The sequence below is a fragment of the Pseudomonas citronellolis genome (assembly GCF_029335315.1).
GTDB lineage: Bacteria > Pseudomonadota > Gammaproteobacteria > Pseudomonadales > Pseudomonadaceae > Pseudomonas > Pseudomonas citronellolis_A.
In genome coordinates this window covers 1-22,596 of sequence record NZ_JARJLT010000093.1, presented here as the reverse complement: position 1 = coordinate 22,596, position 22,596 = coordinate 1, and the positions used below count along the sequence as shown (strand labels likewise).

Genomic DNA, 22,596 nt, shown 5'->3' with positions numbered 1-22,596 from the left:
GAAACTTTTAAGGAACCCCTAAGCCCATCCGTCGCACAATGGCGCCCTCCGCAGCCGTACCCGGGAGCCCACGTGCGACGCATCCTCACCATCGAAGACGACGACATCACCGGCCAGGCCATCCAGGCCGAACTGCAAGGCCACGGCCTGCAGGTGGACTGGGTGCGCAACGGCCGCGAAGGCCTGGTCAAGGCGGTGGGCGGCGGCTACGACGTCATCACCCTCGACCGCATGCTCCCCGAGCTGGACGGCCTGGCCATCGTCACCACCCTGCGCACCCTCGGCATCCACACGCCGGTGCTGATGATCAGCGCGCTGTCCGACGTCGACGAACGCATCCGCGGCCTGCGCGCCGGCGGCGACGACTACCTGACCAAACCCTTCGCCCCCGACGAGATGGCCGCCCGCGTCGAGGTGCTGCTGCGCCGCCAGCAACAGGCCAGCGCCAGCGAGACGACCCTGCGCGTGGCCGACCTGGAGCTGGACCTGATCGAGCACGAGGCGCGCCGTGGCGGCCAGGTGCTGAACCTGCTGCCCACCGAGTACAAGCTGCTGGAATTCCTCATGCGCAACGCCAGCCAAGTGCTGTCGCGGATGATGATCTTCGAGGAAGTCTGGGGCTACCACTTCGACCCCGGCACCAACCTGATCGACGTGCACATCGGGCGTCTGCGCAAGAAGATCGACCAGCCCGGCCTCGAACCGCTGATCAAGACCGTGCGCGGGGCCGGCTATGTCCTTGCCGAACCCCACTAAGGGCTGGCGCTCCTCCAGCAGCCGCCTGCTGGCGCTGTACAGCTTCCTGTTCATCGCCTGGGGCTGCCTGCTGATGGGCATCCTCTACTGGGAGGTGTCGAGCTACCTGGACAGCCTCTCGGCGCACTCGCTGATGTCCCGCGCGCACCTGTTCTCGCGCTTCGAGGGCGACCGCCTGGATGCCGCGCTGAGCACCGGGCAAAGCTTCGACGAGCGGGTCAACGACGCCTACGGCCTGTTCGACGCGCAGGGCAGGCCGATCAGCGGCAAGGTCGGGCACATCCCCCACGACCTGCGCCGCGACGGCCAGGTGCATCGTTTGAAGCGCTGCAACCGGATGGTCGACGGCAGCCAGGTGGTCGGCAGCTGCGACGCCCTGCTGGTGCACCTGGCCGACGGCCGCCAGCTGGTGCTGGTACGCGACAACGGCTCGCTCGGCGCGGTCACCCGGATCATCTTCCACGCCCTGCTCTGGGGCTTCTCGCTGACCCTGATTCCCGGCATCGTCGGCTGGCACCTGCTGCGCCGACGACCGCTCAGGCGCATCAAGCAGATCCAGCACAGCGCCGAGGCGATCATCGCCGGCGACCTCGCCCGGCGCCTGCCGCTGTCGAGCCGGCGCGACGAGCTGGACATGCTGGCAGTGATCGTCAACGGCATGCTCGACCGCGTGGTGCAGCTGATGCAGGAGGTCAAGGGCGTGTGCGACAGCATCGCCCACGACCTGCGCACTCCGCTCACCCACCTGCGCACGCAACTGCACCACCTGCAGCAGAGCGCCACGCCGCAACAGGCCGAACAGTTCGAGGCGCTGATCGCCGAGACCGACTCGCTGATGCTGCGCTTCCGCGCCCTGTTGCGCATTTCCGAGCTGGAGGACCACCGTCGCCGCGCGTCCTTCGAGGACCTGAGCGCGCCGCCGCTGCTGGAGGAGCTGCACGACTTCTACCTGCCGCTGGCCGAAGAACGCGGGCAAGCGCTGGAGTTGCAATGCGCCGAGGGCCTGCCGGCGTTCCGTGGCGACCGCGCGCTGCTCTTCGAGGCCTTCGGCAACCTGCTCGGCAACGCCATCAAGTTCACCCCCGAGGGCGGGCGCATCCTGCTGCGCGCCGACCTTCACGAGGGCCAGTGCCGCATCGCCGTGCTCGACTCCGGCCCCGGCGTGCCCGAGGCCGAACGCGAGGCGGTGTTCCGCCGCCTCTACCGGGGCCGCCAGGGCGCCGACTCGTCGGGCTTCGGCCTGGGCCTGTCGATTGTCGCGGCGGTGCTCGCGCTGCACGGCTTCGCCTACCAGGTCGGCGACGGCGAGCTGGGCGGCGCCTGCTTCAGCGTGCTCTGTCGCACCGCCTCGCCGCTGGACTGAGGCGACGGTGGCGCTGCTGCACATCGCCCCGGCCGCCAATCCCCGCCTGCCGGGCCTGGCCCTGCCGCTGCAGCGGGCGAGACCGGAGCAGGCGCAGCGGTTGCTGGCCGGCGGGCATTTCCGCCTGGCGATAATCGAGCTGGCCGACGACCACCCGCAGCTGCTCCCGCTGTGCGCGGCCCCGCGCGGCGCCACCGCGCTGCTGGTGCTGGGCACGCAGCGGCGGGTGGCCTGCCTGCGCGCCGGCGCCGACCTGTGCCTGCCGCAGGATGTCACTGGCCGGGAACTGCACGCCAGGGTGCAGGCGCTGCTGCGCCGGCAGTCCGCGACGCCCCCGGACGACGGCGCCTGGCTCTCGCTGGGGCTGCCGATGCTCGGCCTGGGCGCGCGGCAGGTCGCCCTGAGCCGCGACGAACAGCGGCTGCTGGAGGTCCTGGCGCGACACGGTGGCGTGGTGCCGCGCGCGGTGCTGGAGGAATTGCTCTGGGGGGAAGTGCAGGAAGCTGGCGCGGCACGCCTGAACCGCTTGGCGGGGGCGACGCGGCGCAAGCTGGTGCAACTGGGGTTGCCCGACGAACTGCAAGCGGTGCGCGGATTGGGCTATCGACTGGGAATGGCGCTGGAGCTGCGCGCCTGAGATCGTCGCGACCGCCTGGGTAGGGCGCATAACGCCTCAAGCGTTATCCGCCGTTGGCGATACCTACGGCGGATAACCGCGAACGGTTATTCGCCCTACGCCAGCTCGCCGCACAGGTCCAGGGTGAACCAGCGCTCGGCCTCGGCCACGTCCAGCCCCGCGCCCAGCAGCGCGAACAGCTTGCCCAGTGCCGCCTCGCGGGTCATCCCGCCAGCGGACACCAGCCCCGTATCGCGCAAGCGGCTGCCGGCGGCGTAGGTGTCGAACACCACGCTGCCCGCCGGGCACTGGCTGATCGCCGCCAGCAGCACGCCGCGCCCGCGCGCCCGGCGCAGGGCATCAAGCAAGGCTTCGTTGTCCGAAGGCCCGGTGCCGCTGCCGTAGCACTCCAGCAGCAGCCCCTGCACGCCGCTGTTGAGCACGGCGTCCAGCTGTTCGGCCTGCAGGCCGGGGAACAGCGGCTGCACGGCGAGCTTCACCGGCTGGCGCGGTTGGCGATAAGCCAGGCTGGCGGGCAGCTGCGTGGCGCGCTGGCCATCGCGATGGCGCGGCAGCGCGGTGAAGGCGTCGAAGGCCTCGCTGTGCAGCTTGGTGGCGCGCGCGCCGTGCAGCAGCGCGCCGCCGAAGTACAGCTGCACGCCCTCCGCGCGGCCGCTTTCCAACGCGTCCAGGGCGCCGCCGAGGTTGCCCCAGGCGTCGCTGTCCGGCGCGCCGGCCGGAAGCATGGAGCCGGTCAGCAGCACCGGCGCGTCCAGGCCCAGCAGCAGGAAAGACAGCGCCGCCGCCGTGTAGGCCAGGGTGTCGGTGCCGTGCAACACCAGCACGCCGTCATGCCCGCCCTGCTCCACCGCCGTGACGATGGCGTCGCGCATGGCCAGCCAGTTGGCCTGCTGCATGTTGGCGCTGTCCAGCAGCGGTTGCAGCTCGTGGAAGCCCCAGGCGAAGGCCGGGGCCTTGCCGCTGTCCGCCAGCCAGGCGCGCATGCGCGCCTCGAAGCCGCCGGCCGGGGCCAGGCCCGTGGGCGTCTGCAGCATGCCGATGGTGCCGCCGGTGTAAAGGACGAAGAGGTTCTTGACTGCACGCATCAGCAAATCCTGGTTCTTGTTGGAAAGCGCGGGCCGCCTCTGCGGACGGCTCCCGCGCAGCCGTCAGGGCTGCGCCTGGGGCAGCCCGGCGGGCACTTCGCGGGCGGCGTCGGCGTGCTGGCCGGCCGGCCAGGCGTCGCGGTCCAGGTCGAGGTCGGCGAACTGGGCGGAATCGAACACCGGCTGGCCGATGCCGGCGCGGCGCTGTGCATCGTAATCGCCCATCACGCGCAGGCCAACCTTGAACAGCAGGGCCAGGGCCAGCAGGTTGACGAAGGCCAGGCAGGTCATGGTGATGTCGGCGAAGGCGAACACGGTGGACAGGTTCTGCACCGAGCCCCAGACGATCAGCGCCAGCACCAGCGCGCGGTAGCCCAGCAGCACCAGGCGGTTGCGGCTGAGGAACTGCAGGCTGTTCTCGCCCAGGTAGTAGTTGTAGAGGATGCAGGTGAAGACGAACAGCGACAACGCGACGCTGACGAACAACCGGCCCCAGTCACCGACCACGGCGGCCAGCGAGTTCTGCGTCAGGGTGATGCCGTCGCCTTCGAAGCCGGGGGTGTAGAAGCCCGAGAGCAGGATCAGCAGCGCGGTGCAGGTGCAGATCACGAAGGTGTCGAGGAACACGCTGAAGGCCTGTACCACGCCCTGCGCGGCCGGGTGGCGCACGGCGGCCACGGCGGCGACGTTGGGCGCGCTGCCCAGGCCCGCTTCGTTGGCGAACACGCCGCGCTTCACGCCCATGACGATGGCGCTGCCGAGCAGGCCGCCGAAGGCCGGGTCAAGGCCGAAGGCGCTCTTGAAGATGGTTTCCAGCATGGCCGGGACGTGCTCGATCTGGCTGCCGATCACGTACAGGGTGACGCCGATGTAGGCCAGGGTCTTGATCGGCACCAGCAGGTCGGAGACCGCGGCGATGCGCTTGATGCCGCCGACGAAGACGATCGCCAGCAGCACCGCCAGGGCGATGCCGGTGTGCTGCGGGGCGAAGCCGAAGGCGTTCTGCAGCGAGTGGGTCACGGTGTAGGACTGCAGGCCGTTGAAGGCGAAGCCGTAGGTCACCAGCAGCAGCACCGAGAACACCACGGCCATGCTCTTGAGCTTCAGGCCGTGCTGGATGTAGTAGGCCGGGCCGCCACGGTACAGGCCGTCACCGTCGGCGCGCTTGTAGACCTGCGCCAGGGTGCATTCGAAGAAGCTGCTGGACATGCCGACCAGCGCGGTCACCCACATCCAGAACACCGCGCCCGGGCCGCCCAGGGTCACGGCGATGCCGACCCCGGCGATGTTGCCGGCGCCCACGCGCCCGGCCAGGCTGAGCATCAGCGCCTGGAACGAACTGAGCTGACCGGCCTGGCCGCGCAGGGATTCCTTGAACACGCCGAACATGTGGCCGAAGTGGCGGAACTGGACGAAGCGGGAGCGCAGCGTGAAATAGCTGCCGAGTCCGACGATGAGGACGATGAGCACCTTCCCGGAGAGGAAGTCGTTGAGCGCGTCGAGCATGGGTGTGACCTCGATTCTTGTTCTTCGGGTGGAAGAGAGGCGACAGGCGCCGGGTGGGGCCTGGCGATGGCGGCAAGGGTGGCCAAGGCAACGCCCTGTGACAATTTCGCGTCCTGCTTCAACTTGACGCTACCTGACGCTAGAATGGCGCCACTCGCATCACCCGGAGCCTGCCCGTGCCTGACCATTTGGGCGAAAACCTCAAGCTGGCCTGCAGCCACTACCGCTCTATCTCGGAGGTCTGCCGGCAGCTGCAGATCAACCGCGCGCAGTTCAACAAGTACCTCAGCGGCCAGAGCCAGCCGACGCCGTTCAACCTCAAGCGCATCGGCGACTTCTTCGGCGTCGAGGACTACGAGCTGGGCCTGCCGCCGGAGCAGTTCGCGCGCCTCATCGGCGCGCGCGCCAGCCAAGCCAGCGCGCCGCGCAACGACCCGCTGCTGCGCCTGCTGGAGCCGCTGCGCGAGCAGGCCGGCAACCTGTCGCGCTACTGCGGCTACTACTTCGAGTACTCCAACTGCATGTCGGTGCCCGGCAGCATCCTGCTGTCGCTGGTGCACCTGTGGGAGGAAGACGGCAACTTCCTGTTCGAGCGCCAGGAACGCCAGGAGCGCTCCAGCAGCAGCGACGTGCAGGCCGAGGACTGGGTGCGCTGCCGCTACCTGGGCGCGGCCTTCCAGCTGCAGGACCGGCTGTTCCTGATCGACTACGAATCGCTCACCGTCAACGAGATGAGCCAGACCATCCTCATCCCCAGCTTCAAGAGCCGCATCACCCGTCTCAACGGGCTGAAGACCGGGGTCTCCAGCGGCGACCGGCGCACCCCGGCGTGCACCCGCGTGGTCTGGGAATACCTGGGCCACGAGATCAACCGCATCAACGCCTACCGCCAGGTGAAGCTGTACCGCCCGGACGACCCGCGCATCGACGACGACGTGCGCGAGCGCCTGAGCGTCGGGCCGATCAGCAATGGCCTGTTCGAGATCGAGTGACGCCCCGCCACGTTGGGTGAATGGCCGCTCGCGGTTATCCGCCGTCGCGCTACAGCGGCGCGTCGGTGGACAGGCTGAGCGCCTCGTGCAGCGCGATCTCCTCCTCCAGCGCCCGCAGTTGGGCGCGCACCAGTTGCACGGCGTCCGAACCCAGCAGCAGATGGCGCGGCTGCTTGGGCATTCGCAGCAAGCGCAGCATCGCCTGGGCCGCCCGCGCCGGGTCGCCGAGCTGGCGCCCGCTCTTGGCTTCGCGGGCAGCGCGGATCGGCTCGAACAGCGCATCGTAGTCGGCCTCGCTGCGCGCCGAGCGGTCCATCGAGCGCCCCGCCCAGTCGGTGCGGAAGGAGCCCGGCGCCACCGCCGTGACCTGGATGCCGAAGCCCTCCACCTCGCTGGCCAGGGTGGCGGAGATGCCTTCCAGGGCGAACTTGCTGCCGCAGTAGTAGGCGATCCCCGGCAGGGTGATGAAGCCGCCCATGGAAGTGACGTTGAGGATGCGCCCACTGCGCCGCCGGCGCATGCCCGGCAACACCGCCTTGAGCACCGCGACGGCGCCGAACACGTTGACCTCGAACTGCCGGCGCAGGGCCTCCAGCGGCGACTCCTCGAGTATCCCCTCGTGGCCGTAGCCGGCGTTGTTCACCAGCACCTCGATGGCGCCGTGCTCGGCCTCCAGGCGTGCCACCTCACGCGCCACCGCCCCGGCGTCGGTGACGTCCAGGCGCACGCCGATGGCGCGCCCCGGGGCCAGCGCCTCGAAGGCCGCCAGGGCACCCGCGTCGCGCAACGTGCCGGCGACCCGGTGCCCGGCCCGCAGCGCCGCCTCGGCCAGGGCGCGGCCGAAGCCGGAGCTGACGCCGGTGATCAGAAACAGGGATTGCTGTGCGTGCGACATGTTCGTTCCTCGTCGATGACCGCTGGTTTCGCGGCCAACCCATGCTAGGTGGGCGACGCCGAACGAGGCAGCGACGAAGCTCGCCGATCCTGTCCCGATCCTCCAGAATGCTGGCATCGCCAGCGCGCCGCCGCGCACACTGCGCCCATCCTTTCCGCCACCGGAGCCAACCGTCATGGACCTGTCCGGCCCGCTCACCGAACGCCTGCTGCGCCTGGCCACCCGCGAGGGCTACACGCTCACGGCGCTGCCCGACGTGCGCCTGCTGCGCTGCGACCGGCCACTGCAACGCACCCCGGTGCTCTACGAGCCGGGTATCGTGATCGTCTGCCAGGGGCGCAAGTGGGGCCACTTCGGCGAGCGCGACTACCTGTACGACGCCAGCCATTACCTGGCCGTCTCGGTGCCGGTGCCCTTCGACATGCAGACCCACGCGTCGGCGCGGGAGCCGCTGCTGGCGGTGTACCTGCAGCTGGACCTGGAGGTCGCCGCCGAGCTGCTGGTGGAGCTGGCCGACCAGGGCGCGAGCACACCGCAAGCGCCGGCGAGCATGGTCTCCTCGCCCATGGACGAAGCCCTGCAGGGCAGCCTGCTGCGCCTGCTCGACGCCCTCGCCTCGCCACTGGAGGCGCAGCTGCTGGGGCCGGCGCTGCGCCGGGAAATCTACTACCGCGTGTTCACCGGCCCCCAGGGCGCGGCCTTGCGCGCGGCGCTCGGCAACCAGGAACACTTCGGGCGCATCGCCGGCGCCTTGCGCACCCTGCACCAGCAGTATGCGCAGCCGCTGAAGGTGCAGGACCTGGCCGCCCAGGCGCACATGAGCCCGGCAGCCTTCCACCTGCATTTCAAGGCGGTCACCGCCACTTCGCCGATCCAGTACCTGAAGTCGCTGCGCCTGCACCGCGCGCGCCTGCTGATGCTGCAGCAGGGCCTGGCGGCGGCGGCGGCGAGCTACCAGGTCGGCTACGAGAGCCCGTCGCACTTCGGCCGCGAGTTCAAGCGCCTGTTCGGCCGTTCCCCGCAACAGGAAGTGGAGCGCCTGCGCCAGGCCTTCGCCTACCCCGCCGGGGCCGATGCCCCGTTGTACGTCGCCTCGCACTGAGACCAGCACCCGCCGGATCGACGCCCGGCACGGCTTAAGACTGCATTCAGATTCGCCGCCGATACTCGCTCCATCCTGATCCCGCCAGGGGGCGTTGCATGAACCCGACACGCTGGAACGCGTTGTTTCCCTTTCACTTCGGCAGCCATCCGGAGCGCCGCTGCAGCCTGCTGTTGCGCCAGGCCGGCGACGCCGACCGCGAGCGACTCGAAGCCTTCATCCACGAACGCTTCGAACATGTGCACCACGCCGACGTGCACCATTACCTGCCGGAACTGCTCGGCCTGCACGACAGCCACGGGCGCCTGATCGCGGTGGTCGGCATGCGCCTGGCGAACACCGGGCCGCTGTTCCTCGAACGCTACCTGGACGAACCGCTGGAGGCGCCGGTGTCGCGCCTGGCCGGGCGGCCGGTGGCCCGCGACGAACTGGTCGAGGTCGGCAACCTCGCCGCGCTCAGCGCCGGCGCCGCGCGCCTGGTGATCATCGCCACGACCTGGCTGCTGGCCGCGCGCGACCTGCACTGGGTGGCCTTCACCGGCGCCGCCGGGCTGGTCAACAGCTTTCACCGCCTGGGACTGGAACCGAACGTGCTGGCCAGCGCCGACCCCGAACGCCTGGCCGGAGAGGAAGACAGTTGGGGCAGCTATTACGCCCAGCACCCCCGGGTCTTCGCCGGCGACATCAGCTATGGCCAACGCGAGCTGGAGCGCAGCGGCGCCTACCAGCGCCTGGGCTTTCCCCTGTTGCTGACGGAGACCGGTCATGCAGCCTGAACTACAAGCCTTCCGCGAACGCCTGGCGGCGCACGGCGAGCAGCCGGCCCTGCGCGGCGCCAGCGAACGCTACAGCTATGCAGAGCTGCTCGCCGAGGTGGCGGCGCGCGAAGCGCTGTTGCGCGCCGAGGCGCCCGGCGTGTTCGCCTTCGCCCTGGACAACGGCCCCGAGGCGCTGTTCTGGGACCTGGCGGCGCTGTTCGCCGAACGCCCCTGCCTGATCCTGCCGCCATTCTTCAGCCCGGCGCAGCGCGCCCACTGTCTGATGCACAGCCAGGCGACGCTGATCCTGGCGCCGCCGGAGCTGCATGACGAACTGCGCGGCCAGGGCTTCTGTCCCGGCGAGCCGTTCTGGCGGCGCCCGGCGGTGGTCGACGCCGGCGTGCCGGCCGGCACCGCGAAGATCACCTACACCTCCGGCAGCACTGGCGCGCCCAAGGGCGTCTGCCTGTCCGCGGCGTCCATGCTGCGGGTGGCCGCCGAGCTGGAAGCCGCCAGCCGACCCTGCGCGCCGCGCAGCTACCTGGCGCTGTTGCCGCTGGCGGTGCTGCTGGAGAACCTGGGTCTGTACGCCGCGCTGCTGGCCGGCGCCAGCGTCACCCTGCTGCCGCAGCGGCAGCTGGGCATCAACGGCGCCAGCGGCGTGGACTGGCCGCGTCTGCTCGGCTGCGTCGCCCTGAGCGGCGCACAGAGCCTGATCATGGTGCCGCAACTGCTGCTCGGCCTGGTCACGGCGATCGAGCGCGGCCGGATGCGCGTCGGCCCGCTGCGCTTCGTCGCCGTGGGCGGCGCGCGGGTAGCCGAAAGCCTGCTGGAGCGCGCGGCGGCCGTGGGCCTGCCGGTGTTCGAGGGCTACGGCTTGTCCGAGTGCGCCTCGGTGGTCTGCCTCAATCGCCCCGGCGCGCAACGGCCGGGCAGCGTCGGCCGGCCGCTGCCGCACGCCGAGGTGCGCCTGGCCGAGGACGGCGAAGTGCTGGTGCGCGGCGCCACCCTGCTCGGCTACCTCGGCGAACCGCCCACCTACACCCACTGGTGGCCCACCGGCGATCTCGGACGCTTCGACGCGGACGGCTACCTGTACCTCGCCGGGCGCAAGAAGAACCAGTTCATCACCAGCTTCGGGCGCAACGTCGACCCGGAATGGATCGAGGCCGAGCTGACCCAGGGCGGCGTGGTGCTCCAGGCCTTCGTCCACGGCGAGGGCCTGAACCGCAACCTGGCACTGCTCTGGCCGCTCGACCCGCAGACCAGCGACCAGGCCCTGGAGCAAGCCGTGCAGACCTGCAACGCCGCCCTCCCCGACTACGCCCGGGTGCATGCCTGGCGCCGTCTGGCCGCACCGTTCAGCGCCGCCGACGGCACCCTCACCGGCAACGGCCGGCCACGCCGCGCACAGATTCTCGAACGCTACCGCAATGAGCTGTTCACGCTCGTCACTGAATGAGGTCCGCCACCATGGCTTTCTTCGACACCCTGCAATCCGCCACCGCCGCCGAACGCGAAGCGCTGTTCGGCGTTCCGGTGATCCGCGACGCCCTGGCCGGCGTCGTCAGCCTGGAGGGCTACCTCGCCTTCCTCGCCCAGGCCTACCACCATGTGCGTCATACGGTGCCGCTGATGATGGCCTGCGGCGCGCGCCTGCCCGAGCGCCTGGAGTGGCTGCGCGGCGCCGTATGCGAGTACATCGAGGAGGAATACGGCCACGAGCACTGGATTCTCGCCGACATCGCCGCCTGCGGCGGCGATCCGGAACGGGTGCGCGCCAGCCGCCCGGACCAGCCCATCGAACTGATGGTGGCCTTCCTCTACGACCTGATCGCGCGCGGCAACCCGGTGGGGCTGTTCGGCATGGTCAATGTGCTGGAAGGCACCAGCATCGCCCTGGCCACCCACGCCGCCGGCAGTATCCAGAAGGGCCTCGGCCTGCCGCAGAGCGCCTTCAGCTACCTCAGCTCCCACGGCGCCCTCGACCAGGACCACATGGCCACCTACCGCGGCCTGATGGATCGCCTCGACGACCCCGCCGACCAGGCCGCGGTGGTGCACGCGGCCAAGGTGGTCTACCGCCTCTACGCCGACATGTTCCGCGGCCTGCCGCGAGCGCAGGAGGTGCGGCATGCGGCTGTCTGAATGCCGGGTGGTGCTCACCGGCGCCAGCGGCGGCATCGGCCTGCAACTGGCCGAACAGCTCTGCGCGGCCGGCGCGCGGGTGCTGGCGGTCAGCCGCAGCCCGGCGCCGCTGGCCGACCTGCAGCGCCGCTACCCCGGCCAGTTGCACTGGCAGGGCGCCGACCTGCGCCAGCCGGGCGAACGCCAGGCGGTGGTCGAGGCGGCACGGCAGATGGGCGGCGCCAACCTGCTGATCAACGCCGCCGGGGTCAACCGCTTCGCCCTGCTCGAACAACTGGAGGAGCAGGCCCTCGACGACCTGCTGGCGCTGAACATCAACGCCACCCTGCAACTGACCCGCCTTATGCTGCCACTGCTGCGCGAACAGGCCCAGGCCCTGGTGGTCAACGTCGGTTCCACCTATGGTTCCATCGGCTACCCCGGCTATGCCGCCTACTGCGCCAGCAAGTTCGCCCTGCGCGGCTTTTCCGAGGCGCTGCGCCGCGAGCTCGCCGACACCCCGGTGGACGTGCTCTACGTCGCCCCCCGCGCCACCCGCACCAACATGAACTCCAGCGCCGCCACCGCGCTCAACCTGGCCTTGCGGGTGGGCATGGACGACCCGGCGGACGTCGCCCGCGCGGCGCTCGACGCCGTGCAGAAGAACCGCAGCGAACTCTACCTCGGCTGGCCGGAGAAACTCTTCGTGCGCCTCAACGGCATGCTCCCCGGGGTGATCGACCGCGCCCTGCGCAAGCAACTGCCAATGATCCGTCGCTACAGCGACGCCAACACCCGGGAGCCCCGAAAATGAAACGCCTGCTGCTCATCGGCCTGCTGGCCATCACACCCCTGTCCTGGGCCCTGGACGACGCCGGCGCGCAACGCCTGGCGACGATCCAGCAGCGCTGGGCGGAAATCCAGTACCACTTCCCGGAAAACCAGCGCGCCGCCGCCTTCGAGAAACTGGCGGCCGACAGCGCGCGCTTCACCCGCGAGCAGCCGACCGCCGCCGAGGCCTGGATCTGGAACGGCATCGTCACCAGCAGCTGGGCCGGCGCCGTCGGCGGCCTCGGCGCCCTGGGCAAGGTCAAGGACGCCCGCGCCAGCCTGGAGAAGGCCGTCCAGCTGGACCCCGGCGCCCTCCAGGGCTCGGCCTACACCAGCCTCGGCGCGCTCTATGACCGGGTGCCGGGCTGGCCGATCGGCTTCGGCGACGCCGACAAGGCCGAGGCCATGTTGCGCAAGGCCCTGCAACTCAACCCCACGGGCATCGACGGCCTCTACTTCTGGGGCGACCACTTGTACCGCCAGGGGCGCTACGATGAGGCCCGCGCGGCCCTGGAGAAGGCCCGCCAGGCGCCGCCGCGCCCCGGTCGCGAATTGGCGGACCAGGGCCGGCGCGGCGAAATCGATGCTTTACTGAAAACCATCGCAGACAAACGGAACTGAGCATGAGGCTACTGCTGGTCGAGGACGACACCGCGCTGGGCGAAGGCGTACGCACCGGCCTGCGCCAGGAAGGCTACACCCTGGACTGGCTGCAGGACGGCGTCAGCGCCCTGCACGCCCTGCTCCACGAGAGCTTCGACCTGGTCATCCTCGACCTCGGCCTGCCACGCCTGGACGGCGTCGAAGTACTGCGCCGCCTGCGCGCCAGCGGCTCGACCGTGCCGGTGCTGATCCTCACCGCGCGCGACGCCACCGGCGAGCGCATCGCCGGGCTCGACGCCGGCGCCGACGACTACCTGGTCAAGCCCTTCGACCTCGATGAGCTCAAGGCCCGCCTGCGCGCCCTGCTGCGCCGCAGCGCCGGGCGCGCCAAGCTGCTCATCGAGCACGCCGGCGTGTGTCTGGACCCGGCGTCCCAGCAGGTCAGCTACCAGGGCCGGCCGGTGATCCTCACGCCCAAGGAATACCTGCTGCTGCACGAACTGCTGGCGCAGCCGGGCAAGGTCTTCACCCGCGAGCGGCTGACCGGGCTGCTCTACGGCTGGGACGAGGAGGCCGAGAGCAACACCCTGGAAGTGCACATCTACCACCTGCGCAAGAAGCTCTCCGGCGAGCTCATCCGCACCGTGCGCGGCATCGGCTACCTGGTGGAAGGCCAGGCATGAGTTCACTGCGCCGCCGCACGCTGCTGCGGGTGATGATCCTGCTGCTGCTCGGCACCGGCCTGCTGACCCTGTACAACTACCACGACAGCACCCACGAGATCGCCGAGGTCTACGACGCCCACCTGGCGCAGAACGCCCGGCTGTTGCAGGGGGTGATGAGCATGCCGCTGGACGACGCCGCCCGCCACAACCTCTACGCCGCCTTCGACAACGCCCTGCGGCAGTCCGGGCAACGCAGCGCCGGCCACCCCTACGAGAACAAGCTGGGCTTCCAGGTCTGGCGCGAGGACGGCGAGGTGCTGGTGCACACCCCCAGCGCGCCGAGCTTCAGCGCGCCCTTGCGGCAACCCGGCTTCGCCAACTTCCGCGTCGACGGCCGGCAGTGGCGCGGCTTCCTCCTGCCGGTGCCGGAGCAGCGCCTGCTGATCTGGGTCGGCGAACGCAACGATGTGCGCGACGACCTGGTGCAGCGCATCGTCCGCCACACGCTGTTGCCCTACGTGGTGGGCAGCCTGGCCCTGTTGCTGCTGGTGTGGCTGGCGATCGGCTGGGGCCTGCAGCCATTGCAGAACATGGCGCGGGTAATCCGCGCGCGCCACGCCGACTCCCTGGAGCCGCTGCAACTGGTGCCGCTGCCGCGCGAACTGGAACCGATGCAGGCGGCGCTCAACCGCCTGCTCGGGCAGATCGAGGCGCTGCTGCGCCGCGAGCACCGCTTCATCGCCGACGCCGCCCACGAGATGCGCACGCCCCTGGCGATCCTCCGCCTGCACGCGCAGAACGCCCTGCAGGCCGGCAACGAGGCGGAACGCCGCGAGGCGCTGGATTTCCTCATCGGCGGCGTCGACCGCCTGAGCCGGGTGGTCAACCAGCTGCTGACCCTGGCGCGCCTGGAGCCGCAATTGGCCCGGCGCCAGTTCACCCGCGTCGACCTGGCCCAGGTGGTCACCGACACCCTCGCCGAGCTCAGCCCGTGGATACTCCGCCAGGGCCTGGAACCGGCGCTGGAGATCGCCCCCGGCGACTATCACCTGGACAGCGACGCCGGCGCCATCGGCATCGCCCTGCAGAACCTGGCGACCAACGCCGCGCACTTCTCGCCGGCCGGCGGCCTGCTGCGGGTCGGCCTGAGCGAGGTCGGCGGCGGCTTCGAGCTGTGTGTCGAGGACCAGGGCCCGGGCATGCCGGAGGATCGCCTGGAGCGCGCCTTCCAGCGCTTCTACAGCGAAGGCAACGAAGCCGGCGCCGGGCTCGGCTTGTCCATCGTGGCGACCATCGTCGAGCGCCTGGGCGGCAAGGTGCGCCTGGAAAACCGCGCCGAGGGCGGCCTGCGCGCGCGCCTGTGGCTGCCGCGCGGCACCTGAACGGCGCCGCGCCCCGCTCGTCGGATATCCCCGCTCCCCGCCTGTTCGCCAGGCGCCCTTGGCTAAGCTTCAGGGCTCGCCGTAGAGCGCCTCGCGACAGGCAGTGGACGCCAGTAATACGGCCCCCGATAACTGGCAGAGGGAGACCCCGACATGAGCATCGCCAAAGCGAAAGACGGTACCGAGATCTTCTACAAGGACTGGGGCAGCGGGCAGCCCGTGGTGTTCTCCCACGGCTGGCCGCTGACCGGCGACGCCTGGGACGCGCAGATGCTGTTCCTGGTGCAGAAGGGCTACCGCGTCATCGCCCACGACCGCCGTGGCCACGGCCGCTCGGCGCAGCCGGCCAAGGGCAACGACATGGACACCTACGCCGACGACCTGGCGGCGGTGATCGAAGCGCTGGACCTCAAGGACGCGACCCTGGTCGGGCACTCCACCGGCGGTGGCGAGGTGGCCCACTACATCGGCCGCCACGGCACCCGGCGGGTGGCCGGCGCGGTGCTGATCGGCGCGGTGCCGCCGCTGATGCTGAAGACCGCGGGCAACCCCGGCGGCCTGCCGCTGGAGGTGTTCGACGGCATCCGCAAGGGCGTGCGCGACGACCGCTCGCAGTTCTTCAAGGAGCTGGCCGTGCCCTTCTACGGCTACAACCGCCCCGGCGCCAAGGCCTCCCAGGGGGTGATCGACAACTTCTGGCTGCAGGGCATGCAGGGCGGCCACCTCGGCCAGTACCTGTGCATCCACGAGTTCTCCGAGGTCGACTACACCGACGACCTGCGCAAGTTCGACGTACCCACCCTGGTGCTGCACGGCGACGACGACCAGATAGTGCCGATCGGCGCGGCCGGCCAGCGCACCGCCGAGATCGTCCGCGGCGCCACGCTCAAGGTCTACCCGGGGGGCGCCCACGGCATGTGCACGGTGGAGGCCGACAAGGTCAACGAAGACCTGCTCGGTTTCCTCAACCGCTGACGCGCCTCAGTGGCCGGGGCTGCGGTTGGACAACCAGTTCAGCGGCGGCCCCGGCCGCGTCAGGGCCTCGATGAAGCCGTGGCCCCAGTAGCGGATGTGGTTGGCCTCCAGCACCGCGTACATCTCCGCGTGGCGCGCCTGGCGCTCTTCCAGCGGCATGCGCAGGGCCTGGTCCATGGCCGTCGCGAGGCCGTCGCGGTCGTGCGGGTTGACGATCAGCGCGGCGCCCAGCTCGGCGGCGGCGCCGGCGAACTGCGAGAGGATCAGCACACCGGGGTCTTCCGGGGCCTGGGCGGCGACGTATTCCTTGGCCACCAGGTTCATGCCGTCGCGCAGCGGCGTGACCAGGCCGACCCGCGAACGGCGCATGACCAGCGCCACGTCCTCGCGCGCCAGGTTGCGGCTGACGTAGCGCAGCGGCACCCAGGACAGCGCGGCGAAACGCCCGTTGATATGCCCGACGCGGGCGCTCACGGCGGCGTCGATCTCGGCGTACTCGGGAATTTCCCGGCGGCTGCCGGGGGCGATCTGCAGGCAGGTGACCTTGCCGTGCCATTCCGCGTGCCTGTCGAGGAAACGCTCGTAGGCGTCGAGGCGATTGGTGATGCCCTTGGAGTAGTCCAGGCGGTCCACCCCCACCATCAGCGCGCGGCCGGCCAGGCTCTCGTCCAGCTTGCCGGCCAGCGGGCCGCGCTCGGCCTCCTCGGCGGTACGGCGGAAACCTTCCACGTCCACCCCGACCGGGAACACGCCGACGCGGAAGTGCTGGTGGCCGAGGTGGAAGCGCCGCGAATCGGGGGTCGCGGCGCCCACCACGCGGGTCAGGTAGCGGGCGAAGTTGTCGGCGTCGTTCTCGGTCTGGAAGCCGATCAGGTTGTATTCGGTGAGCGCGCGCACCAGTTCCTCGTGGTGCGGCAGCGCGGTCAGCAGGTCCGGCGGCGGCATCGGGATGTGCAGGAAGAAACCGATGCGGTTGCGGTGTCCGCGCTGGCGCAGCGCCACCGCCAGGGGAATCAGGTGGTAGTCGTGGACCCAGAGCACGTCGTCCGGACGCAGCAGCGGCCCAAGGCGCTCGGCGAAGAACTCGTTGACCCGCAGGTAGCCGCCGAAATCGGCCTCGGTGAATTCGGCCAGGTCCAGCCGGTAATGCAGGATCGGCCAGAGCACGCGGTTGGCGAAGCCGTTGTAGTACTCCTGGAAATCCTGTGGCGGCAGGTCGGTGACCATGTAGCCGATCCCGCCGCTGTGGACCAGGCTCGGTGGTGCCGGTTCCTCGGCCATCTGCCCGCTCCAGCCGAACCACAGCCCGTCGCGCTCGCGCAACGTCGCCTCGACCGCCACCGCCAGCCCGCCGGGGGCCGGGCGGCCGTCGTCGCCGGGCATGCCGACGCGGTTGGAAATCACTACAAGCCTCGACATAGGCCCTCCTCCCAGCTCATCGACAGGCGCATGGCGGTGTTGATCAGCCCGGCCATCGAGTAGGTCTGCGGAATGTTCCCCCACATCTCGCCGGTGTGCGGGTGCAGGTCCTCGGAGAGCAGGCCGAAGCTGTTGCGCGCCGCCACCAGTTCCTCGTACAGCTCGCGGGCCTGGTCGCGGCGGCCGATGGCGGCCAGGGCGTCGAGGTACCAGAACTTGACCACCAGGAAGGCCGTTTCCGGCACGCCGAAGTCGTCCGCCGCGGCGTAGCGCAGCAGGTGGCCGTTGACGTTCAGCTCGCGGCCGATGCACTCGACGGTGGCGACGAAGCGCGGGTCGCTGGCCTCGATCAGCCCCAGCTCGTGCATCAGCAGCACGCTGGCGTCGAGGTCCTCGTGGCCGAAGCTGCCGGTGAAGGCCTGGCGCCGCTCGCTCCAGGCCTCGCGCAGGATGCCTTCGCGCAGGCGCCGCGCCTCGCTCGCCCAGCGCCCGGCGCTATCGCTGTGGCCGAGGCGCGCGGCGATCCGCGCGACGCGGTCGCAGGCGGCCCAGCAGAGCATCGCCGAGTGCGTGTGCACACGCTGGCGGCCGCGGTATTCCCAGATCCCGGCGTCCGGCTCGAAGGCGTTGCGCGCGGCCTTTTCCGCCAGGCCTTCGAGCATGCGCAGCATGCCCTCGTCGCCCAGGTGCGGCAGGCGCCGGTCGACGAAGCTCTGCAGCACCGCCAGCACCACCGAGCCGAACACGTCGTGTTGCACCTGCTCGGCGGCCTGGTTGCCGACCCGCACCGGGGCGTGGCCGAGGAAGCCGGCGAGGTCGGCCTCGATCCGCTCGCTCAGGTCCAGGTCCGGGACTATGCCGTACAGCGGGCGCAGCTCGGCGCCCTCCACCGCCACCGTGGTGATGAACTCGACATAGGCTTCCATGGTCTTGGTGGCGCCCAGGCGGTTCAGCGCGAGGATCACGAAGTAGGCGTCGCGCAGCCAGCAGTAGCGGTAGTCCCAGTTGCGCTGGGTGCCCGGCGCCTCGGGGATGGAGGTGGTCACCGCGGCGATCACCGCGCCGGTCTCCTCGAAGCTGCACAGCTTCAGGGTGATGGCCGAGCGGATCACCACGTCCTGCCACTCGAAGGGAATCGCCAGCGAACGCACCCACTCCTGCCAGCCTTCCTGGGTGCGCTTGAGGAAGCCACGCACCACTTCCCCGGGCGCCTCGTCGAGCGGCTCGTCCACGCCCATCACCAGGCACACCGGGCGCTTCAGGGCGAAAGGCGTCTCGCGCAGGATGTACGACAACGGCGCGTCGGTGGTCAGCCGCAGGGTGTCGTCGCCGCCCAGGTAGCGGATATGGCTGGAGCCGACGATGGCCTGGCACGGCTTGCCGTAGTGGTGCGTCGGGCGCACGCGCAGGGTCACCCGTGGCAGCCCCTGCACGGGCTCGATCAGCCGGCACAGCTGCGCCGGGCGGAAGTAGCGGCCGTACTGGCGGAAGCGCGGGGCGAAGTCGGTGATGCGCACGGCGTTGCCCTGGGCGTCGCTGAGCACGGTGCGGACGATCGCGGTGTTCGGCAGGTACTCGGCGTGGCTGCGGGTCATGCCGTCGAGCAGCAGGTCGCAGAAGCCCTTCTCCTGGTCGCCGGCCAGCAGCCGGGAGAACACCGGGTCGCCGTCGAAGTTCGGGTAGCACCACCAGAGCAGGCGGCCCTGGCGATTGACCAGGGCGGCCACCCGGCAGTTGCCGATCAGCCCCAGTTCCATTTCGCCGTTGTGCGTGTCGGTCATGCTCGTGCCCTCCTCGCGGCTTGAATGAGTGCTTCGCGCACCGCTCGCGCGTCGGCGAAGGCGGCGCTGGCGCCGGGCGGCAACTGCCCGACGCCGAGGCCCAGGCCGCCCAGTTCGGGCATCAGCGCCAGGGCCGGGCGGTCGGTGACGTCGTCGCCGATGAACAGCGGCTGGCGCCCGGCGAAGGGTTCCTGCTGCAACAGGCGGCGAATCGCCTGGGCCTTGTCGCCGGCGTGGGCCAGCAGTTCGAACACTCGCTTGCCCGGCAGCAGGCGCAGCGCGGCGCCTTCGGCGGAGGCCAGCAGCCGCTCGAGCTCGGCGGCCAGCGCCGGGCCGGCGGCGGGCACCGCGCGATAATGCAGGGCCAGGCTGTTGCGCTTGTCTTCCAGCAGCACACCGGGATGGCGCCGCGCCAGCTCCCGCAGGCGCTCGCGCAGCGATGCCGGCAGAGGCGCCGCGTCGGCGTGTTGCGGCGTGGCGTCGGCGTGCAGGCGCCAATCGGCGCCGTGGCCGCCGCTGGCCGGCAGGCGCAGCGGGGCGAACAATTGGTCGAGCTGCTCCAGCGGCCGCCCGCTGACCAGCGCCAGGGCGCCGCCAAGCTGGCGGTGCAGGGTTTCCAGGGCGGCGCGCAGGGCTTCGGGAACCTGCACCGCGTCGGGGGTTTCGGCGATATCCAGCAGGGTACCGTCGACATCGAGGAAGAGCGCGCAGCGGGCGTGGCGCTCGCTCAACCAGTCTTCGAGCAGGGCCCTGGCCGAGGCATCGCCGCGAGGGGCGATGGCCGCGTCGACCAGACCGTGATCGATCGGACGGGACATGGGCCAATCTCCATGTTTCGGGCCGTCCGCAAGACTGCCGGGCGGACGGCGAAGCGAATGAAGAACCTGAAAGACTAACACGCATGGGCGAGCTGGCCAGCCCTCGTCGGCCGGGCTGCAAGCCGCGCCAATCCACGCGTACAGCTCAGGCAAGGTCCATGCCGGCGGTGCTCGCGCGGTGCCCTCCCGGCTTGTCGGAATGGCGCCACAGGCGCCCGTCGCCGGGGGCTGGCGCCGACCGTCCGAAACCTCCCGGCGGCCTCTCGCGCAGCCGCTCATGCACCCTATTCGTGCAGCCTGGCTAGACTTGGCCGGCAATCCCGGATGCGCTTCGCAGGTCCCCATGGATTCGCTGATCAATGCCGCCGCCCGCGCCCTCGCCGCCGGCGACCCGCTCACCGCGCTGAACCGCGTGGCGCTACGCGACGACGCCGCGGCGCTGGCCCTGCGCGGCATCGCCCTGGCCCAACTGGGCGACCTGCGGCGCGCCGCCGAACTGCTGCGCGCCGCGCGCCGGGCCTTTCCCCCGGGCGAAGCGCTGGCCCGCGCGCGCTGCCGGGTGGCCGAGGCGGAGATCGCCTTCGCCGCCCGCGACCTGACCTGGCCCGCGCCACGCCTGGAAGCCGCGCGGGCCACCCTGCACGCCCACGGCGACTGGCTCAACGCCGCCCACGCCGGGCTGCTCGCGGCGCGGCGCCTGGCCCTGCTCGGGCGCCTGGGCGAAGCGGAGGCGGCACTTGCCGATCTGGATGCCGCTCCCCTGCCCCCGCCGCTGCTGGCCATCCAGTTGCTGACCCGCGCCGGCATCGCCCTGCGCCAGCTGCGCGCCACGGCGGCCGACGCGGCCCTGCTCGGCGCCGAGGCGGCGGCGCGGCGCGCGGGCATCGCGGCCCTGCAGGCAGAAGTGGCGAACGCGCGGGCGCGGCTCCAGGCGCCGGCCGCACGGGCGCTGTGCCAGGGCGAGGAGCGCCTGCTCGACCTGGCCCAGGTCGAGGCCCTGCTGGGCGCCGGCGGCCTGGTGGTGGACGCCTGCCGCCGCACGCTCAGCCACACAGGACGGCACGTCGACCTCGCCAGTCGCCCGGTGCTGTTCCAGCTCGCGTGTGGGTTGGCCGCCGCCTGGCCGGCCGAGGCGCCGCGCCAGGCGTTGATCGCCCGCGCCTTCCGCCAGCGCGAAGCGGACGAGAGCCTGCGCGCGCGGCTGCGCGTGGAAATCGGCCGGCTACGCGCCGCGCTGCGCCCGCTGGCCGGCATCGAGGCCGGGCGCCTGGGCTTCGCGCTGCGCCCGACGCAGGGCCCGGTGACCTTGCTGACGCACCCGGCGGACGATGGCCACGGCGCGCTGCTGGCGCTGCTCAGCGATGGCCAGGCGTGGTCCAGCTCGGCCCTGGCGCTGGCCCTGGGCAGCAGCCAGCGCCAGGTGCAGCGGGAATTGCAGGCGCTGGCGGCGGATGGCCGGGCCCAGGCCCTCGGGCGTGGCCGCGCGCGGCGCTGGCTGACCCCGCCGCTGCCGGGTTTCGCGACCACCTTGTTACTCCCGGTGCCGCCCGCCGCCTGACTAGTATCCGGCCCAGGCCCACGCACAGAGGAAGCCAGCATGAAAACCACGACAGCGGAAATCCTTCGCGAATACGGTCCCTTCGACGGCGTCGAAGCGGTCCACGGGCTGACCTTCGACGGCAGCCGCGTATGGTTCGCCTCCGGCGACCGGCTCAACGCACTGGCCCCGGACAGCGGCGCCATCAAGCGCAGCCTGGCGCTGCCGGCCGACGCCGGCACCGCCTTCGACGGCCAGCACCTGTACCAGATCGCCGAGGAACGCATCCACAAGATCGACCCGCGCAGCGGCGCCATCCTCGCCAGCATCCCCGCCCCCGGCCACGGCGCCGACTCCGGGCTGGCCTGGGCCGAGGGCACGCTGTGGGTCGGCCAGTACCGCGAGCGGCGCATCCACCAGATCGACCCGCAGACCGGCGCCATCCTGCGCACCCTGGAGTCCGACCGTTTCGTCACCGGCGTGACCTGGGTCGACGGCCAGCTTTGGCACGGCACCTGGGAGAACGACGAGAGCGAGCTGCGCCAGGTCGACCCGCGCAACGGCGAAGTCCTGCAGAGCCTGGCGTTGCCGGAAGGCGTCGGCGTCTCCGGGCTGGAGGCCGACGACGGCGAGCGCTTCTACTGCGGCGGCGGCAACAGCGGCAAGGTCCGTGCGGTGCGCCGGCCCGCAGGCTAGACTGATTCACATTCCCGGCCGGCACTGTCTCGCCCTGTAGCCGACGCCATGGGGCGAGCAGACCAGATACCTCTCGAAGGCACTGCGGCTGACGCGTTCGAACGACTACTCCGCCTCAATGGCCTTCACGAGGCCCCCTCGGGAACCGTGATGACCACAGCGACCTGCGGCCCGTTCGGCGGTGGCGCCAGGTCGTAGCGCGAACTGCATGCCCCAGCCCCAGCGTGAGCCCCAATCCGACCATGAATGATAGCGGCCGCGCGCTCATGGCTTACCACCCAGCCGGATGGCTTGCAGCTTATCGAAGTCGGGTTTGCTGTCGCCGTCGGCCAGCACACTGCCATCTGGATAGGTGAAACGAGTGTGATTGCCCTTCCGCTTGACCTTGGGCCCCTCTGAATACACCACATAGTTAGCATGCAGTATCGGCTCGAAAGTCACCCTCCGAGCCAACGTTGCTTTATAGGTCAGGAAGATATCTCCATCGCTGAACAGTCGAGCTTGTTTCACATACGGCCCTAAAAACTCCTCATCAACCCAGGGGTAGTAATCTTTTCGGACCACTAAATCGCCCTCAACTTTTTTAGGCGGATACATCGACCGCTGTTGCGGCAGGTTGTTATCGAAAATGACGATTAACCCCCCACCACCGCCGGGCTGAACATTGG

The 22,596-nt window shown here is 70.6% G+C and carries 21 protein-coding genes and 1 pseudogene; 15 read left to right on the top strand and 7 right to left on the bottom strand.

Going from position 1 to position 22,596, the window contains the following annotated elements; translation table 11 throughout:
- Nucleotides 1-72: 72 nt before the first annotated feature.
- From P3W75_RS07950 to P3W75_RS07940, 3 genes are read left to right on the top strand one after another with little or no spacing between them, the layout of a single operon-like run.
- The gene (locus P3W75_RS07950; RefSeq protein WP_276226822.1) at nt 73-756 is read left to right on the top strand and encodes a response regulator transcription factor; all 684 of its coding nucleotides are present in this window, start codon (nt 73-75) and stop codon (nt 754-756) included.
- The gene (locus P3W75_RS07945) at nt 734-2,119 is read left to right on the top strand and encodes a sensor histidine kinase (RefSeq protein ID WP_276226821.1); all 1,386 of its coding nucleotides are present in this window, start codon (nt 734-736) and stop codon (nt 2,117-2,119) included. The genes P3W75_RS07950 and P3W75_RS07945 overlap by 23 nt, the downstream gene beginning before the upstream one ends.
- Before the next feature lie 7 nt (nt 2,120-2,126).
- Nucleotides 2,127-2,756: a winged helix-turn-helix domain-containing protein gene (locus P3W75_RS07940; RefSeq protein ID WP_276226820.1), complete on the top strand. Its 630-nt coding sequence runs from the start codon at nt 2,127-2,129 to the stop codon at nt 2,754-2,756.
- Between the two features lie 95 nt (nt 2,757-2,851).
- Here P3W75_RS07940 and P3W75_RS07935 read toward each other — a convergent pair whose 3' ends face one another.
- Complete coding sequence (locus P3W75_RS07935; RefSeq protein WP_276226819.1) at nt 2,852-3,841, bottom strand: asparaginase; 990 nt, start codon at nt 3,839-3,841, stop codon at nt 2,852-2,854.
- A gap of 63 nt (nt 3,842-3,904) precedes the next feature.
- Entirely contained in the window at nt 3,905-5,347 is a 1,443-nt protein-coding gene (locus P3W75_RS07930) for an alanine/glycine:cation symporter family protein (RefSeq protein WP_276226818.1), read from the bottom strand.
- Nucleotides 5,348-5,523: 176 nt separating this feature from the next.
- Here P3W75_RS07930 and P3W75_RS07925 point away from each other — a divergent pair, with 176 nt between their 5' ends.
- Nucleotides 5,524-6,339 (top strand): helix-turn-helix domain-containing protein, encoded by an 816-nt coding sequence (locus P3W75_RS07925; RefSeq protein ID WP_276226817.1) that lies wholly within the window; start codon nt 5,524-5,526, stop codon nt 6,337-6,339.
- Nucleotides 6,340-6,388: 49 nt separating this feature from the next.
- Here P3W75_RS07925 and P3W75_RS07920 read toward each other — a convergent pair whose 3' ends face one another.
- Nucleotides 6,389-7,234 carry an oxidoreductase gene (locus P3W75_RS07920; RefSeq protein ID WP_276226816.1) on the bottom strand — a complete coding sequence of 282 codons (846 nt, stop codon included), beginning with the start codon at nt 7,232-7,234 and terminating at the stop codon, nt 6,389-6,391.
- Nucleotides 7,235-7,409: 175 nt separating this feature from the next.
- On the opposite strand from P3W75_RS07920, the gene P3W75_RS07915 reads away from it, so the two are divergent.
- The 9 genes from P3W75_RS07915 (at nt 7,410) to P3W75_RS07875 (ending at nt 15,677) form a co-directional block, all read left to right on the top strand.
- Complete coding sequence (locus P3W75_RS07915; RefSeq protein ID WP_276226815.1) at nt 7,410-8,336, top strand: AraC family transcriptional regulator; 927 nt, start codon at nt 7,410-7,412, stop codon at nt 8,334-8,336.
- A 98-nt stretch (nt 8,337-8,434) separates the two neighbouring features.
- Nucleotides 8,435-9,112, top strand: coding sequence for a thermostable hemolysin (locus P3W75_RS07910; protein WP_276226814.1), 678 nt, complete (start codon nt 8,435-8,437; stop codon nt 9,110-9,112).
- Nucleotides 9,102-10,556: an AMP-binding protein gene (locus P3W75_RS07905; RefSeq protein ID WP_276226813.1), complete on the top strand. Its 1,455-nt coding sequence runs from the start codon at nt 9,102-9,104 to the stop codon at nt 10,554-10,556. The genes P3W75_RS07910 and P3W75_RS07905 overlap by 11 nt, the downstream gene beginning before the upstream one ends.
- 11 nt (nt 10,557-10,567) lie before the next feature.
- On the top strand, nt 10,568-11,242 hold the full coding sequence (locus tag P3W75_RS07900; RefSeq protein ID WP_276226812.1) for a TenA family transcriptional regulator: 675 nt from the start codon (nt 10,568-10,570) through the stop codon (nt 11,240-11,242).
- Complete coding sequence (locus P3W75_RS07895) at nt 11,229-12,035, top strand: SDR family oxidoreductase (protein ID WP_276226811.1); 807 nt, start codon at nt 11,229-11,231, stop codon at nt 12,033-12,035. Before P3W75_RS07900 ends, P3W75_RS07895 begins: the two co-directional genes overlap by 14 nt.
- Nucleotides 12,032-12,673: a tetratricopeptide repeat protein gene (locus P3W75_RS07890; protein WP_276226810.1), complete on the top strand. Its 642-nt coding sequence runs from the start codon at nt 12,032-12,034 to the stop codon at nt 12,671-12,673. Before P3W75_RS07895 ends, P3W75_RS07890 begins: the two co-directional genes overlap by 4 nt.
- Nucleotides 12,674-12,675: 2 nt before the next feature.
- Nucleotides 12,676-13,338: a response regulator gene (locus tag P3W75_RS07885; RefSeq protein ID WP_276226809.1), complete on the top strand. Its 663-nt coding sequence runs from the start codon at nt 12,676-12,678 to the stop codon at nt 13,336-13,338.
- Nucleotides 13,335-14,702 carry a sensor histidine kinase gene (locus tag P3W75_RS07880; RefSeq protein WP_276226808.1) on the top strand — a complete coding sequence of 456 codons (1,368 nt, stop codon included), beginning with the start codon at nt 13,335-13,337 and terminating at the stop codon, nt 14,700-14,702. Before P3W75_RS07885 ends, P3W75_RS07880 begins: the two co-directional genes overlap by 4 nt.
- A gap of 153 nt (nt 14,703-14,855) precedes the next feature.
- The gene (locus P3W75_RS07875) at nt 14,856-15,677 is read left to right on the top strand and encodes an alpha/beta fold hydrolase (RefSeq protein WP_276226807.1); all 822 of its coding nucleotides are present in this window, start codon (nt 14,856-14,858) and stop codon (nt 15,675-15,677) included.
- A 6-nt stretch (nt 15,678-15,683) separates the two neighbouring features.
- Here the strand turns inward: P3W75_RS07875 and P3W75_RS07870 are convergent, their stop codons facing one another.
- The 3 genes from P3W75_RS07870 to otsB are packed head-to-tail and all read right to left on the bottom strand — an operon-like array spanning nt 15,684 to nt 19,695.
- On the bottom strand, nt 15,684-17,096 hold the full coding sequence (locus tag P3W75_RS07870) for an alpha,alpha-trehalose-phosphate synthase (UDP-forming) (protein ID WP_276226806.1): 1,413 nt from the start codon (nt 17,094-17,096) through the stop codon (nt 15,684-15,686).
- Complete coding sequence (locus tag P3W75_RS07865) at nt 17,081-18,877, bottom strand: glycoside hydrolase family 15 protein (protein ID WP_276226805.1); 1,797 nt, start codon at nt 18,875-18,877, stop codon at nt 17,081-17,083. Before P3W75_RS07865 ends, P3W75_RS07870 begins: the two co-directional genes overlap by 16 nt.
- Complete coding sequence (gene otsB / locus P3W75_RS07860) at nt 18,874-19,695, bottom strand: trehalose-phosphatase (protein WP_276226804.1); 822 nt, start codon at nt 19,693-19,695, stop codon at nt 18,874-18,876. The genes P3W75_RS07865 and otsB overlap by 4 nt, the downstream gene beginning before the upstream one ends.
- A gap of 343 nt (nt 19,696-20,038) precedes the next feature.
- Here otsB and P3W75_RS07855 point away from each other — a divergent pair, with 343 nt between their 5' ends.
- On the top strand, nt 20,039-21,253 hold the full coding sequence (locus P3W75_RS07855) for a helix-turn-helix domain-containing protein (protein WP_276226803.1): 1,215 nt from the start codon (nt 20,039-20,041) through the stop codon (nt 21,251-21,253).
- A 39-nt stretch (nt 21,254-21,292) separates the two neighbouring features.
- Nucleotides 21,293-21,928, top strand: coding sequence for a Vgb family protein (locus tag P3W75_RS07850; protein ID WP_276226802.1), 636 nt, complete (start codon nt 21,293-21,295; stop codon nt 21,926-21,928).
- A 264-nt stretch (nt 21,929-22,192) separates the two neighbouring features.
- Here the strand turns inward: P3W75_RS07850 and P3W75_RS07845 are convergent.
- Nucleotides 22,193-22,596 (bottom strand): annotated as a pseudogene (locus P3W75_RS07845) (hypothetical protein); the annotation flags it as partial.

Coding starts and splice junctions, on each gene's coding strand:
- P3W75_RS07870 (WP_276226806.1), bottom strand. CDS start 17,096: ATGTCGAGGCTTGTAGTGATTTCCAACCGCGTCGGCATGCCCGGCGAC.
- P3W75_RS07945 (WP_276226821.1), top strand. CDS start 734: ATGTCCTTGCCGAACCCCACTAAGGGCTGGCGCTCCTCCAGCAGCCGC.
- P3W75_RS07910 (WP_276226814.1), top strand. CDS start 8,435: ATGAACCCGACACGCTGGAACGCGTTGTTTCCCTTTCACTTCGGCAGC.
- P3W75_RS07850 (WP_276226802.1), top strand. CDS start 21,293: ATGAAAACCACGACAGCGGAAATCCTTCGCGAATACGGTCCCTTCGAC.
- P3W75_RS07895 (WP_276226811.1), top strand. CDS start 11,229: ATGCGGCTGTCTGAATGCCGGGTGGTGCTCACCGGCGCCAGCGGCGGC.
- P3W75_RS07930 (WP_276226818.1), bottom strand. CDS start 5,347: ATGCTCGACGCGCTCAACGACTTCCTCTCCGGGAAGGTGCTCATCGTC.
- P3W75_RS07935 (WP_276226819.1), bottom strand. CDS start 3,841: ATGCGTGCAGTCAAGAACCTCTTCGTCCTTTACACCGGCGGCACCATC.
- P3W75_RS07900 (WP_276226812.1), top strand. CDS start 10,568: ATGGCTTTCTTCGACACCCTGCAATCCGCCACCGCCGCCGAACGCGAA.
- P3W75_RS07880 (WP_276226808.1), top strand. CDS start 13,335: ATGAGTTCACTGCGCCGCCGCACGCTGCTGCGGGTGATGATCCTGCTG.
- P3W75_RS07875 (WP_276226807.1), top strand. CDS start 14,856: ATGAGCATCGCCAAAGCGAAAGACGGTACCGAGATCTTCTACAAGGAC.
- P3W75_RS07865 (WP_276226805.1), bottom strand. CDS start 18,877: ATGACCGACACGCACAACGGCGAAATGGAACTGGGGCTGATCGGCAAC.
- P3W75_RS07855 (WP_276226803.1), top strand. CDS start 20,039: ATGGATTCGCTGATCAATGCCGCCGCCCGCGCCCTCGCCGCCGGCGAC.
- P3W75_RS07885 (WP_276226809.1), top strand. CDS start 12,676: ATGAGGCTACTGCTGGTCGAGGACGACACCGCGCTGGGCGAAGGCGTA.
- P3W75_RS07915 (WP_276226815.1), top strand. CDS start 7,410: ATGGACCTGTCCGGCCCGCTCACCGAACGCCTGCTGCGCCTGGCCACC.
- otsB (WP_276226804.1), bottom strand. CDS start 19,695: ATGTCCCGTCCGATCGATCACGGTCTGGTCGACGCGGCCATCGCCCCT.
- P3W75_RS07920 (WP_276226816.1), bottom strand. CDS start 7,234: ATGTCGCACGCACAGCAATCCCTGTTTCTGATCACCGGCGTCAGCTCC.
- P3W75_RS07890 (WP_276226810.1), top strand. CDS start 12,032: ATGAAACGCCTGCTGCTCATCGGCCTGCTGGCCATCACACCCCTGTCC.
- P3W75_RS07905 (WP_276226813.1), top strand. CDS start 9,102: ATGCAGCCTGAACTACAAGCCTTCCGCGAACGCCTGGCGGCGCACGGC.